This window comes from Antarcticibacterium flavum, from assembly GCF_006159205.1.
Lineage (GTDB): Bacteria > Bacteroidota > Bacteroidia > Flavobacteriales > Flavobacteriaceae > Gillisia > Gillisia flava.
The window spans coordinates 3,571,551-3,585,008 of the sequence record NZ_CP040812.1 but is presented as its reverse complement, the minus strand read 5'-3'; the positions used below and the strand labels follow the sequence as shown (position 1 = coordinate 3,585,008).

Genomic DNA, 13,458 nt, shown 5'->3' with positions numbered 1-13,458 from the left:
ATTCAGTAAACAAACAACCTAATTATGTTTTCTTCAGAAAAGAGAATAAAAGATACTTTTTATAAAAGGCTGGAGACAGATAATGACCTTGACCCTTTGATGGATACTATAGGGGATGCCAGCTATGTATTGCTGGGAGAGGCGAGTCATGGAACCCATGAATACTACACCTGGAGGGCAAAGATCACAAAGCGCCTCATTTTGGAAAAAGGTTTTTCTTTCATAGCAGTTGAGGGCGACTGGCCAGATTGTTACAGGATCAATAAATGGCTCAAGGATCCTAACGATACCACTGCAGTAAAAGATGTATTATCACAATTTAACCGGTGGCCTACCTGGATGTGGGCCAATTGGGAAATAGCCGCCCTTGCCGGCTGGCTTAAAGATCATAACTCCTCGCTCCCCGAAGAGAAAAAAATAGGGTTCTATGGGCTGGATGTTTACAGCCTTTGGGATTCGATGGAGATAATGGTTAATTACCTGGAAAAGGAGGACCCTAAAACTGCCAAACTCGCGAAGAATGCCTTTAAATGTTTCGAACCTTTTAAGGAAAGGGATTCGTATGCCTCGGTATTTTCAGGGGCCCGGCCGGGATGCAGAGATGAAGTTATCAGGTTGCTGCAGGAAGTACGTGAGAACACCCATAAATATTCAGGTGAAAAGGAAGCCGACCTCAATGCAGAGATAAACAGCCTGGTAATGGCTAATGCTGAAAAATATTACCGGGCTATGGCAGGGTTTGGAGAAGATTCCTGGAACGTACGCGACCGGCACATGGTGGAAACCCTGAACAGCCTTATGAAGTATCATGGACCCCATGCAAAAGTGATCATATGGGAGCATAACACTCACGTTGGAGATGCCAGGGCAACAAATATGGCAGAGGATGGCCTGGTGAATGTTGGACAGCTTGTTAGGGAACAACATCCAGGAGAGGAAGTCTTTATTGCCGGCTTTGGTTCTTATGAAGGTAGTGTGATCGCAGGTGATTACTGGGGAAGCCCTATGAAAATAATGAAAGTACCGCCGGCCATCAAAAGTAGTGTGGAGTATAAGCTACACAAAGAATATGGGGAAAATGCCCTGATCATATTTAGGGAAAATGAGGACCTGCAGCAGCATTTTGCTGAAACAACAGGCCATCGTGCCATTGGGGTGGTCTACCACCCGGAAAGGGAACGGGGAAACTATGTTCCCAGCAGGATGCCACAGCGGTATGATGCCTTTTTATATCTTGAGGAAACCACTGCATTACATCCTTTAAAGATAGAACCCGGCGGTATTGGGATACCAGACACCTACCCCTTTGGAATATAGCAACTAACCATTTAAATATATATTATGAAGACTATAGATGAAATACGTGAAAAGCTTGGAGAAAATGCTTCTTATTACCTGGACCATGTAAGTAAAAAGATTTCAAAAGAACGCCTGGAGATCCCCGGGCCACGTACTGTGGATAATTTCATTAATAGTGACAGGAATCCGCAGGTGTTAAAAAGCTTGCAAAGTCTATACAACCACGGAAATCTTGCAGGTACCGGTTATTTGAATATTTTACCAATTGACCAGGGGATAGAACATTCTGCCGCATTTTCATTTTATAAGAACCAGGACTATTTTGATCCTGAAAATATTCTCAAACTGGCGATAGAAGCAGGATGTAATGGGGTAGCCACCACTTTTGGAGCCCTGGCCCTTCACGCCCGAAAATATGCTCATAAGATCCCATTTGTAGTAAAGATAAATCACAATGAGCTACTCACCTATCCTACCACCTATGACCAAATCCCGTTTGGTAGTGTAAGGGAGGCCTGGGATATGGGCGCTACCGCTATTGGTGCCACAATTTACTTTGGATCTGAAGAAAGCAGCAGGCAAATCCAGGAGATTGCTGCCGCCTTTGAAGAGGCCCATCAACTTGGACTGGCAACCATCCTATGGTGCTATACCAGGAACAGTGAGTTCAAGACCAAAAAAGAAGATTTCCATACCGCTGCAGATCTTACCGGGCAGGCAAATCATATTGGGGTTACCATAAAAGCCGATATCATTAAGCAGAAGTTACCCGAAACTAACTTTGGCTACAGGGAGATCAATTTTGGTAAACAGGATGAGGACATGTATGAGAGCCTTACCACAGATCATCCAATTGACCTTTGCCGTTACCAGGTGGCCAATTGCTATATGGGCAAGATTGGCCTAATAAATTCCGGTGGAGGTTCCAAGGGAGAATCTGATATCCAGGAGGCAGTACGCACAGCAGTGATAAACAAACGCGCCGGCGGTAGCGGACTCATTATGGGCCGTAAGGCTTTCCAGCGGCCATTGCAGCAGGGAATAGATATTTTAAGGAGTGTACAGGAAGTTTACCTGGAGCCTGGAATTACGGTGGCTTAGTTCAAAGACCATATTCAGGAAGATGTAAGAACAGGCCCGGCAGCGAACCGGGCCTGTAATTTTTTAATATCTTCTTCAGTAAAACCTTTAAGGTCAAGCATTATGCCCTTAGCCTTACCAGATTTCAACAAAAAATTATTAGGGGTAACAGTGATTTGGTCAACATCTTCAATATCGTAAATCTTAGGCTTTTGAAATAGTTCCTGAACAATGATCACTTCCTCATTCCAAAAGATAGACTCCTCTGCCCTGCCTTTCTTTAAATAAAAAAACTGAAGACTTATTTCCCCTATTCCTACTATAAAGTAGAGAAAACTCATCACATTCAAGGGTTTGTCATTTACCAGTATGTAAATAAGCCCAACCCCCAGCCATAGAGTGGCCATTACCCAATGTTGATATTTCCTGAAAGTATGCTGTCGCTTTATTACCTTCATGCCGGTAGTGTCTTACCTGCGCTTATAAATTGATTAAGGTCGTCCTGTAAAAATTGGATATCTTCCTCCTTATATCCCTTTAGATCGACCATAGTCCCATTGGCCGCACCAGATTTTATAGTGAGATTTTGGCCAGATACGATGATGGCATCAATGGAAGACAGCGAGTACTCTACAGGGCTTTGAAACCAGTCATTAAAGACAAGTTTTTCATCGTTCCATTCAATATAAGCCTTCTTTTGGTGACGCTTAAAGTATCCCACACCAAAGTATACCACCGCTATTATGAGATAAAGGTACCCCAGTATCATCCCGGTATCAATTAGAACTACTGCACCTCCAATAAACAACCAGACAGCACCGAATACAGTAAAATAATTCTCCCTGAAGAAATTTGGCTCCTTAATTATTGAAGGCATATTTGATCAATTACCCTCTAAAGATAAGAATTTTTGAAGAGGAAGTGCAAATGAGAAATTTAAACGGCTCTTACCTTGATCTCCTTTCGGGTTGGTTTTCCTGTATTTTTATCCACCGGCTCACCGTACAGATCAAAATCTGCAGCTTCGGTTATTTTTATAGTGTAGAATTCCCCGGTTTTCAAATAAGTAGATGTAGCATCTATTAACACCTCATTATCAACATCTGGCGAATCAAATTCAGTACGGCCCACAAAGTAATTGCCTTCCTTACGGTCTATCACAACTTTAAAGTTTTGTCCTATTTTTTGCTGATTCAGTTCCCAGGAAATTTGAGATTGGATTTCCATAATTTCATTAGCACGCTGTTGCTTTATTTCCTGTGGCACATCGTCCTCGAGATTATAGGCATGTGTGTTTTCCTCGTGAGAATAGGTAAAACAGCCAAGTCTTTCAAAACGCATCTCCTTTACCCAATCCTTGAGTTCCTGAAAATGTTCTTTGGTTTCCCCGGGATAACCAACAATAAGGGTTGTACGTATCGTCATTTCCGGTACAAATTTCCTGAAATCCTTAAGTAAATTGGTTGTCTTCTCGTGGGTGGTTCCCCTTCGCATCGATTTCAACAGATCATCGGAAATATGCTGAAGCGGGATATCTATATAATTACAAACCTTCTGCTCCCTTTTCATTACCTCCAGGACATCCAGTGGAAATCCAGTTGGGAAGGCGTAGTGTAGACGAATCCACTCAATTCCCTCTACCTTTACCAGGTTCTCCAGCAACTCTGCCAGGTTTCTCTTTTTATAAAGATCCAGCCCGTAATACGTAAGGTCCTGGGCGATAAGGATCAATTCCTTCACCCCTTGTGCGGCAAGGTTCTTAGCTTCAGTCACCAGGTCTTCTATGGGAGTAGACCGGTGCTTTCCTCTCATTAAAGGAATGGCACAAAAAGAACAGGGACGGTCACATCCTTCAGCTATTTTTAGATAAGCGTAGTTTTTAGGTGTGGTAGTAAGTCGTTCCCCTACCAGTTCGTGCTTATAATCGGCTTCAAGGGCCTTCAGCAATGCGGGAAGTTCTGTTGTGCCAAAATACTGGTCAACATCTGGGATCTCTTTTATAAGGTCCGGCTTGTATCGCTCGCTTAAGCAACCGGTCACGAATACCTGGTCCACTTCCCCATCCTGCTTCTTCTGGACAAATTCAAGAATAGTATTTACAGATTCCTCCTTGGCGTTATCAATGAACCCGCAGGTATTGATCACCACGATGTTACCTTCCTCCTCATGAACAACATCCTTGTCATTGGCGCGCAGCTGCCCCATCAACACCTCGCTGTCATACACATTCTTACTGCAGCCAAGGGTTACTACATTGATCTTGTTCTTCTTTAACGACTTTGTCCTCATACTATTAATAACTATTTGATACCTAACAGTTTTGGCAGACCCCCCAGGTTTTAAAAACCTGGGAGGCCTTTTATTCAAAAAGGTATACTTTAAAACGGGTGCAAAGATACGATCTATAAATCAAAATAAAGGTATCTAAGATTTTATGCTTCAATAAGGAGGTATAGTCGGAAGAAAAAATATAAATTTCAGCAGCTAACGAAAAATATCAATAATGATGAGAATTCCCGCCTTCCTCTTTTTACTCCTTATCCTGTGTGTTACTAACAGTTTTAGTCAGCAACGAGCACGGGACCTGGGGGTGAAAATTGGCGTCCTGCCAACGGGAGCACAAAATGCGATTACAGATGTGGAGGGAGTAAAAGTAGGGCATACGACCCTTGTAGCGGGAAATTCTGTAAGAACCGGAGTTACGGCTATCCTGCCACATCCAGGAAATATCTTTCAACAGAAAGTACCCGCAGCGGTATTTGTGGGTAACGGATTTGGAAAACTGGCCGGCAGCACCCAGGTGCAGGAGCTGGGAAATCTTGAAACTCCCGTTATTCTCACCAACACCCTAAATGTAGCCACTGCTATGGAAGCGGTTATCGAATACAGCCTGGGGCTTCCCGGGAATGAGGAGGTTTATTCGGTTAATGCGGTGGTGGGGGAAACCAACGACGGCTACCTGAATGATATTCGCGGGAGGCATGTACAAAAGAAAGATGTGATCACCGCCATTCAAAAGGCCGAAGGTGGACCTGTTGCTGAAGGAAATGTAGGCGCAGGAACAGGGACCGTAGCCTTCGGTTATAAGGGCGGAATTGGGACTTCCTCGAGGAAGTTACCTGAAAATTTAGGGGGTTACACCATTGGAGTACTGGTGCAGACTAATTTTGGCGGAGTGCTGGAAATAGCGGGGGCACCGGTGGGAAAAGAGCTGGGGAAATTCAGTTTCAGCAATGAGCTTTTTAATAATGCAGACGGCTCCTGTATGATAGTGGTCGCCACAAATGCTCCCCTGGACAGCAGGAACCTCGAGCGGCTGGCAAAACGTGCTTTCCTGGGGCTGGCCAAGACCGGCGGAATCGTTTCCAACGGCAGCGGGGATTATGTGATCGCCTTTTCTACTGCTGAAGGAGTTCGTACTCCTTATAAGGTCGATGGAAAGCTTTTAAAACAGGAGGTAGTACCCAATGACCTCATGTCCCCGCTTTTTATGGCTGCCATAGAAGCTACTGAAGAAGCTATCCTTAATTCCCTCTTTATGGCAGAATCTACTACAGGATTTAAAGGAAGGACTATAGAGGCACTGCCAATGGATAAAGTGCTTCCAATCCTAAGGGAATATGGGGTACTGGAATAATGTGTGAATTATTCGCCGCGGATTGTGAGGGTGATTCGTCGCGGATTTTGAGCGGGGTTCGTCAAGGATTTTGAGCGGGGTTCGTCGCGGATTACAAATCCGCGCCATCATTATAATGATCTCACAACTGCTCGTTGTGGCTGAAAGTTGTTTCTCGTCGCGGATTGCAAATCCGCGCCATGTTAGTTGGGATTATTAAATGATCTTTAAAAGTTCAATTGTGCAGCAGAGTATAAGTAGCTTATTTTTATCGCCACTCTAAATAAGCTTCTTTGTGGTTTCAACTGGTTCACAATTGCGACTCACTGATTTGAGCGGGGTTCGTCGCGGATTACAAATCCGCGCCATCAATAATTTTCTTCGTTGCTAATAATAAGATTTGAGGTAGTCACGGATTGCAAATCCGCGCCATCACAATTGCAGACCTCGCCATCGGTATTAAGATGTCACAATTTTTCGTTGCCGATAAAAATTGTTCTTCCTCACGGATTATAATCTGCGCCATCGCAATTATGAGTGGACTTATTTTCCCCGGGTGAGTTTTAAAAACTCCTCCTGCAACTGCCTGGTTACTGTGTCTTTCCTGGGTGTGAAAATCTCTTTTTCCAGGGAATGTACAGAAGCTACTTTGACGATTTGAGTGGTGGTGCCTGTAAGGAAGATCTCATCTACTTCAACCAGCTCATCGAGGTGTACCTTATCTTCCCTTACTTTGATCTTTAAATCCCTGCAAAGATCCAGCACTACCTGCCGGGTTACACCAGAAAGAATATGAGGCCCTTCAGGATGGGTAAAGACAGTACCGTGTTTCACAAAAAATATAGTGGAGTGGGAACCTTCAGTAAAATAACCTTTTCTCACCAGGATGTTCTCGTCATAGCCCCTTGCAATAGCTTCTTCATTTGCCATGACATTTGCCAGTAGCGCCGTGGATTTTATGTCGCAGCGATGCCAGCGTTTATCCTTTGAGGAAAGTACCTTCCATTCCTTATTTTCAAAGCCTTCCAGTTTTACAGGATAGGCATAAAGGAGAACAGTGGGCGAAATCTTTTCAGGATAATAATGAGTGCGGGGAGCTACGCCGCGGGTAATTTGTACGTATACGGCAGCATCACTTTCAGCCAGTCCTGCACGTTCAATTGCTTCAGCCATAATTTCAGCTATGGGGTAAGCATCAAAATTTATTTGCACTTCCTCCAGGCAATACTGCAACCTATCAAGATGCTCCTTCAGCTTAAAAGCCTTTCCGCTGTAATAAGGGGTAACTTCATAGATGCCATCACCCAACATAAAACCACGATCAAATACCGATATGGTTGCCTGCTGTGGCTTGATCCAACTTCCGTTAAGATAGACCTCTGCAGGATATTCTTTTACTGGCTTCATTGTGCTGGGTATTAATTCCCGGTGAAATATTGCTGGAGTTCGATTTGCCAATCCATTTCATAGTATCTAATGACACTAATTATGATCACTCCTGCTATCACATAGATCCACGAGTAGGTATTAGTCTTTAACATCCTCCACCCTACCAGGGCAAAGGCTACATAAGGCAATGCCAGGATTAGATTTGGTATTGGCCATGCCCCCTGGAAAAGAATGGCTATTAATTTCATTACTACATAGAACACACTGTAGAACAATATGATCTTGCTTATAAGCGCTTTAAGGTTACGGTCCTTCATATTAGTCGGAGTAATCCCCTGGAGAAACCCTTCTTTTTGAAGCCTGTTCATACCCATAGGCCAGGGAGTAAAGATTGGCTTCTGTATATGGTTTTGAAAAGAAGGTAAGGCCTTTTGGTGCATTGTTCTCCCCATATCCCATTGGAACGGTAATGGCGGGATAATGGGCTACCGCTGCAAAACCTGCGTGATAATTATTAATGGATAATATGGCGTCGAGATTATGTTCCTTCATAGGAACATCAAAGAATCTCCTGCCATTTCTTCTTAGGGTATCTTTGATAGCTGCAAATTCTTCGGGAGTAGCAGTATCTGCCATTATCCCTTGAAAAAGAGCCTGCCCGTAAGGGGCTCTGGCCAGAGTGTCTTCCAGGTTATAAGCCATCACATCCTCTACGCTTCGCACTTCCACTTCCCCACCATAGGTCTCTAAATAATCTGGAAGATCTTTTTTCATATCAAGATTTAGTAACCTAATGAAATTTGGCAGTTGTACCTCTTCGGGTTCATAGATGATCACCTCTGCTCCTGCCTTTCTTAGATCTTCTACAGCAGCTACGTAAAGTGAATCTTCCATTAGATTCTTCATAGCTCCCAGCCTCTTACCTTTAAGGGTGTTTCCTGATATACCGCTGTAAAAATCAATTTCGTTATTTTTATTGAGCATAGAAGCGGGATCTTTTGAATCCTTTCCTGTCATTGCAGAAAAGATGATCGCATTGTCAATAACAGATTTTGTTATTGGCCCCGGGGTATCCAGGGTACTGGAAATAGGTACTATCCCTCCCCTGCTAAGCACTCCTATAGTAGGCTTAAGGCCAACAAGGGAATTCTGGCTGGAAGGAGACAGGATGGAGCCTGAGGTTTCAGACCCTATAGCTGCGGGAGCAAAATTTGCCGCCACGGCTACCGCGCTACCACTACTGGAACCGCCGGTATCCAGGATCTTTCTTCCATAAGGGTTGAGGGTTTGACCCCCAATTGCTGAATATCCACTGGGGCAGTCGCCACAAAAGAAATAAGCCCACTCACTCAAATTAGCCTTTCCAAGGATCAAAGCACCGTTCTCTCTTAGCCGCTCAACAATGAATGCATCTTCTGTTCTATTCTCTGTAAGAGCAACTGCGCCTGCGGTAGTGGCCATGTCACTTGTATTGATATTATCCTTAAGAAGTACCGGGATCCCAAAGGCGGGATGCTTCTCCTGTCTTCCTTCCTGCAAATCCCTGTCCCTGTTCCTTGCTTCCTCAACCACGTTTGGATTTAAAGCGATAACCGAGTTAAGACTTTTTGCATTATTCCTGTCCAGCTTTTTGATCCTGTGCAGGAAGAACAAAACCATTTCCTCATAGGTGAAATCTCCCCTTTTTATAGCTTGTTGAAGTTCAGGAATTGTCTTATCAAGGATCATTGGGCTTAAAACGCCATAACGGTTTTCTGAAATTCTTTCAAGGTCTTCATTAAAGGGCTCCCAGGTCACATCTTTATCTAGGAATTGGGAATCAAGAACCTTATATTCCCTTTCTGCCACTGCAAGGGTATCTTGTGCCGTTTCTTCATTGGTATCGCTGTTGTTTTCCTTACAACCGGTCATGGCAATAAAAAGGAGGATGAAATAGAATTTTTTCATTGTAAGAGTTTTGGGTTTAGAGCCCTCTGGTTATGAAGGCTTATTTTATTTATTTTTTGAAGAAAGAGTCTACAAATTCAAACTTGTTAAATACTTGCAGGTCATTGATGCCTTCGCCAATGCCTATATATTTTACAGGGATCTGGAACTGGTCACTTATACCTATGACCACCCCGCCTTTAGCGGTACCGTCCAGCTTTGTAACTGCAAGAGAAGTTACCTCTGTCGCGGCTGTAAACTGTTTTGCCTGCTCAAAGGCATTTTGGCCGGTAGAACCATCAAGTACCAGTAATACCTCGTGTGGTGCATCATCCACAACCTTTTGCATTACCCGTTTAACCTTGGTAAGCTCATTCATTAGATTTACCTTATTATGAAGCCTTCCTGCAGTATCTATGATCACCACATCCACGTTTTGTTTAACTGCACTTTGCACAGCATCAAAAGCTACAGATGCCGGGTCACTTCCCATTTTTTGTTTTACAATAGGCACTTGTGTCCTGTCTGCCCAAATTTGAAGTTGATCAATTGCCGCTGCCCTGAAAGTATCGGCAGCTCCAAGCAATACGCTTTTCCCTTCCTGTTTGAACTGGTGGGCAAGCTTTCCAATGGTGGTGGTTTTCCCCACACCATTAACGCCAACCACCATGATCACGTATGGTTTTTTATCTTTCGGAAATGTGAAACCATCACCTGTACCGCTATCTGTTTCAGAAAGTAGTCCAGCGATCTCTTCCCTAAGGATTTCGTTAAGCTCCTCTGTTCCCAAATATTTATCCCGGGCCACCCTTTCCTCAATTCGTCTTATGATCTTAATGGTGGTTGCCACCCCCACATCGCTGCTTATAAGAACATCCTCAAGATCATCCAGGACCTCATCATCTACTTTTGCCTTCCCGGCAACAGCTTTCCCCATTTTGGAAAGGAAAGTGGTTTTTGATTTCTCTAATCCTTTATCAAGGGTCTCTTTTTTCTCCCTTGAAAACATCTTTTTAAATAAACTCATTTCCTGAAAATTTTGGTAAGCGAACCTATTTAGGTCGTCTAAAGCACCGCGTGCATAATAAAAAGGTAAATATACATAAAAAGAAAAAGCCGTCCAGAAGACCCTGGACGGCTTTTAATATATTTTGAAATAATTTACTTCTTGCTTAAAAAGTCATTAACCTGCTCAGGCGTCATAATTGCTTCAACAAAAGTATATGCACCTGTCTTTGGTGACTTTACCATCTTGATGGCTTTGGTCAATCTCTTGGAACCTGTTTGTAAACTTGCTACTGATTTCTTTGCCATGACTTATTATTTTATCTCTTTATGAACCGTCATTTTCTTTAGGATAGGGTTAAATTTCTTTAACTCCATTCTATCTGGCGTGTTCTTTTTATTTTTAGTTGTAATATATCTTGAAGTACCCGGTTTTCCGGATTCCTTATGCTCTGTACATTCTAAGATTACCTGTATTCTGTTACCTTTCTTTGCCATATCACTGTGTCTTGGTGGTTGGGATTATTTATTCAAATAACCTTTTTCTCTGGCTTCTTTCATTACAGCAGAGATCCCTTTTTTATTGATGTTTTTTAATGCAGATGCAGATACCTTTAAGGTTACCCATCTATCCTCCTCTGGAATATAAAAACGCTTCTTTAACAGGTTGATGTTAAATTTACGTTTGGTTTTATTCATAGCGTGAGAAACATTGTTCCCTACCATTGCTTTTTTACCCGTAAGCTCACAAACTCTTGACATTGTTCTATTCTTTATTTTGTTATTTCAAAACAGGCTGCAAATTAACGATTTTTTTACGTAACAGCCAACACTATTTAAAAAATAATTTCTGTGATTTGAATGTACCGCAAAAATAGGCCACGCTGCTGTTATCAATGCCCCCCGTCTTTTTTTCCGGAAGAACTATTTTTAACAAGCTCCTGCAAAATAAGCTCAAAAGCTTTATTTACAGCTTTATTAACTACCTGTTCCCGGGTTTTTCCGAAAACATATTTATGCGAGTAAACTTTTTGTGGTGTTGCCACTCCTATATAAACCGTCCCCACCTCTGCATCACTTTCTCCCTTTTTAGGTCCTGCATTACCCGTGGTAGCAAGGGCATAATCTGCCTTAAAGAGGTCCCTTGCATTTTTGGCCATACTTTTTGCTACCTCACTGCTTACCACGCTGTGCTCTTCTATTATTTCGTGTGGTACGTTAAGGATCTCTTCTTTGGAGCGGGTTGCATAGGTGACAATACCACCCTTAAAGCAGGTAGAGGCACCGGGGTTGGTGGTAAATTGAGCTGCCAGGTGCCCTCCCGTACAACTCTCCGCCGCAGCAAGAAATTGCTCTCTTTCCAGCAGGAGCTTACTAATGGTCACTGTAATGTCATCATCCTCCTGCACTTTATTGGACATTATATCCTCTATAAGGGGATACAGGGTATCGAGTTGCTCTTCAACCAATGATTTTAATTCTTCCTCGTTTTCACCCTTGCCGCTTAGGCGCAGTCTTACACTTCCAAGATCTGGTAGATAGGCTAATTTTAAATGAGTTGGCAAATTATCCTCCCACTCTTCTAACCTTTGGGCCACTGCACTTTCACCCAAACCAAAGGTCCTTACCGTTTTATGGTAGATATATGGCCGGTTGAATTTTTCTTTAAGGGCCGGGATCACCTCCCGGTTCATAAGCATTTGCATCTCAAAGGGCACACCTGGTAAGGCAACAAAGACAGTCCCCTTCTTCTCCATCCAAAGCCCCGGTGCAGTTCCATATTTGTTATGCAGGACCCTGGCCCGTGACGGCACCATTGCCTGCTCCCGGTTAAGATCTGAAATTGGAGTGTTCTTAATTTTCTTAAAAAGCTCTTCTATATGGTGCAGCACCTTCTCATTATTCACCAGGGTATCCTCAAAGAATTCGCAGAAGCTGTATTTGGTAACATCATCTTTTGTAGGGCCAAGACCGCCGGTGATGATCACCACATTTGCCCTTCCCGTGGCCTGTTCCATCGCATTAAGGATAGGCTCTTTTTCATCTTTTATTGTAAGGATCTGGTTTACGCTTATACCTATGCGGTCAAGTTTTTGGGCAATATCAGATGAGTTCGTATCGGCCACCTGCCCAATAAGGAGTTCATCTCCTATTGTAATAATCTCTGCAGTCATTACAACCCAAAATCATTTCTTAGCTCTTGTTCGGCCAGGCCTACTTTAGTAGCGATCTCCCTGCCCGCCGTCACAGCAGTTGCCTCCTTCGCTGCCCCCCTGGACCAGGCTTCTATTGTGAGGATCTGGTCCATAAGATTTAAGCCAAAGAGCTGGAGATTGGGTTTCATTTTATGAGCATACTGGTATGCCAGGGAAGGGTTTCCATTGTCTATCGCCTGGCTCATGGAAGCCACATCTGGAGGGATCTCCTCTAAAAAAGTTTGCACGATCACCTTAACGAAATCATCGTCTTCCCCTGCCATTTCCCGCACGTCCTTTAAATCGTAGTAGTTGTTCATCTATTTTACGTTTATTGAAAAAAGTTGCTGGCCTTCAATGAATCCTGTAAGGCGGTCATTAACCTCTACTTTACCTACACCCTTAGGCGTGCCGGTAAAAATTATATCTCCAATCTTAAGGGTGAAGAATTGAGATACGTACGCAATGATCTCATCGACTTTCCATAACATATCCCCGGTATTCCCCATTTGCACGGGCTCTTCATTCCTTTGCAGGCTAAAGTTAATATTATTTATATTGCTGAAGGAATTTTTATCCAACCATTTTTCACCTATCAATGCAGAGCCGTCAAAAGCCTTTGCCTTTTCCCAGGGAAGTCCCTTTTCTTTTAATTTTTGCTGAAGGTCCCTTGCTGTAAAGTCTATCCCCAGGCCAATCTCATCATAATATTTATGGGCAAATTTTTCCTGTATATATTTCCCCACTTTATTGATTCTAACCAGCACTTCCACCTCGTAATGTATATCTTCTGAAAAATCTGGGATGAAGAAAGGCTGTTTTTTAAGCAGGATTGCCGTGTCGGGTTTCATGAAGATCACCGGGTCCACTGGCTTTTCATTTTTTAGTTCAGAAATATGTTCAGAATAATTCCTACCAATGCAAATTATTTTCATAGAAGGCTCTTTG

16 protein-coding genes are annotated in these 13,458 nt (G+C 43.1%); 3 read left to right on the top strand and 13 right to left on the bottom strand.

All coding sequences use genetic code 11. The annotated features are described in order from the left end of the window. Nucleotides 1–24: 24 nt before the first annotated feature. Both FHG64_RS15695 and FHG64_RS15690 read left to right on the top strand, forming a co-directional pair. Nucleotides 25–1,317 carry an erythromycin esterase family protein gene (locus FHG64_RS15695; RefSeq protein ID WP_139067287.1) on the top strand — a complete coding sequence of 431 codons (1,293 nt, stop codon included), beginning with the start codon at nucleotides 25–27 and terminating at the stop codon, nucleotides 1,315–1,317. A 24-nt stretch (nucleotides 1,318–1,341) separates the two neighbouring features. Beyond that, entirely contained in the window at nucleotides 1,342–2,400 is a 1,059-nt protein-coding gene (locus tag FHG64_RS15690) for a class I fructose-bisphosphate aldolase (RefSeq protein ID WP_139067286.1), read from the top strand. A gap of 14 nt (nucleotides 2,401–2,414) precedes the next feature. Here the strand turns inward: FHG64_RS15690 and FHG64_RS15685 are convergent, their stop codons facing one another. The 3 genes from FHG64_RS15685 to rimO are packed head-to-tail and all read right to left on the bottom strand — an operon-like array spanning nucleotide 2,415 to nucleotide 4,668. After that, nucleotides 2,415–2,837: a hypothetical protein gene (locus FHG64_RS15685; protein ID WP_139067285.1), complete on the bottom strand. Its 423-nt coding sequence runs from the start codon at nucleotides 2,835–2,837 to the stop codon at nucleotides 2,415–2,417. Beyond that, on the bottom strand, nucleotides 2,834–3,256 hold the full coding sequence (locus FHG64_RS15680) for a hypothetical protein (RefSeq protein WP_139067284.1): 423 nt from the start codon (nucleotides 3,254–3,256) through the stop codon (nucleotides 2,834–2,836). Before FHG64_RS15680 ends, FHG64_RS15685 begins: the two co-directional genes overlap by 4 nt. A 59-nt stretch (nucleotides 3,257–3,315) precedes the next feature. Then, nucleotides 3,316–4,668: a 30S ribosomal protein S12 methylthiotransferase RimO gene (rimO, locus tag FHG64_RS15675; protein WP_139067283.1), complete on the bottom strand. Its 1,353-nt coding sequence runs from the start codon at nucleotides 4,666–4,668 to the stop codon at nucleotides 3,316–3,318. 214 nt (nucleotides 4,669–4,882) lie between these two features. Here rimO and FHG64_RS15670 point away from each other — a divergent pair, with 214 nt between their 5' ends. Next, nucleotides 4,883–6,016: a DmpA family aminopeptidase gene (locus tag FHG64_RS15670; RefSeq protein ID WP_139067282.1), complete on the top strand. Its 1,134-nt coding sequence runs from the start codon at nucleotides 4,883–4,885 to the stop codon at nucleotides 6,014–6,016. A 522-nt stretch (nucleotides 6,017–6,538) separates the two neighbouring features. Here the strand turns inward: FHG64_RS15670 and FHG64_RS15665 are convergent. From FHG64_RS15665 to FHG64_RS15620, 10 genes are all read right to left on the bottom strand, one after another. Continuing rightward, on the bottom strand, nucleotides 6,539–7,402 hold the full coding sequence (locus tag FHG64_RS15665; RefSeq protein WP_139067281.1) for an aminotransferase class IV: 864 nt from the start codon (nucleotides 7,400–7,402) through the stop codon (nucleotides 6,539–6,541). Nucleotides 7,403–7,413: 11 nt separating this feature from the next. Next, complete coding sequence (locus FHG64_RS15660; RefSeq protein WP_139067280.1) at nucleotides 7,414–7,701, bottom strand: hypothetical protein; 288 nt, start codon at nucleotides 7,699–7,701, stop codon at nucleotides 7,414–7,416. Nucleotide 7,702: 1 nt separating this feature from the next. After that, nucleotides 7,703–9,331 (bottom strand): amidase family protein, encoded by a 1,629-nt coding sequence (locus FHG64_RS15655; RefSeq protein ID WP_139067279.1) that lies wholly within the window; start codon nucleotides 9,329–9,331, stop codon nucleotides 7,703–7,705. Nucleotides 9,332–9,380: 49 nt separating this feature from the next. Next, entirely contained in the window at nucleotides 9,381–10,337 is a 957-nt protein-coding gene (gene ftsY, locus FHG64_RS15650) for a signal recognition particle-docking protein FtsY (protein WP_139067278.1), read from the bottom strand. A 134-nt stretch (nucleotides 10,338–10,471) separates the two neighbouring features. After that, nucleotides 10,472–10,624, bottom strand: a complete 153-nt coding sequence (locus FHG64_RS15645; RefSeq protein WP_139067277.1) for a DUF4295 domain-containing protein — start codon at nucleotides 10,622–10,624, stop codon at nucleotides 10,472–10,474. 6 nt (nucleotides 10,625–10,630) lie between these two features. Beyond that, entirely contained in the window at nucleotides 10,631–10,813 is a 183-nt protein-coding gene (rpmG, locus tag FHG64_RS15640; RefSeq protein WP_139067276.1) for a 50S ribosomal protein L33, read from the bottom strand. A gap of 24 nt (nucleotides 10,814–10,837) precedes the next feature. Then, nucleotides 10,838–11,077 (bottom strand): 50S ribosomal protein L28, encoded by a 240-nt coding sequence (gene rpmB / locus FHG64_RS15635; RefSeq protein WP_139067275.1) that lies wholly within the window; start codon nucleotides 11,075–11,077, stop codon nucleotides 10,838–10,840. 131 nt (nucleotides 11,078–11,208) lie between these two features. After that, nucleotides 11,209–12,489 carry a competence/damage-inducible protein A gene (locus tag FHG64_RS15630; protein WP_139067274.1) on the bottom strand — a complete coding sequence of 427 codons (1,281 nt, stop codon included), beginning with the start codon at nucleotides 12,487–12,489 and terminating at the stop codon, nucleotides 11,209–11,211. Continuing rightward, nucleotides 12,489–12,830: an Hpt domain-containing protein gene (locus FHG64_RS15625; RefSeq protein ID WP_139067273.1), complete on the bottom strand. Its 342-nt coding sequence runs from the start codon at nucleotides 12,828–12,830 to the stop codon at nucleotides 12,489–12,491. The genes FHG64_RS15630 and FHG64_RS15625 overlap by 1 nt, the downstream gene beginning before the upstream one ends. Beyond that, a complete protein-coding gene (locus FHG64_RS15620) occupies nucleotides 12,831–13,445 on the bottom strand; it encodes a fumarylacetoacetate hydrolase family protein (protein WP_139067272.1) in 615 nt (204 codons plus the stop codon). Nucleotides 13,446–13,458: the final 13 nt, after the last annotated feature.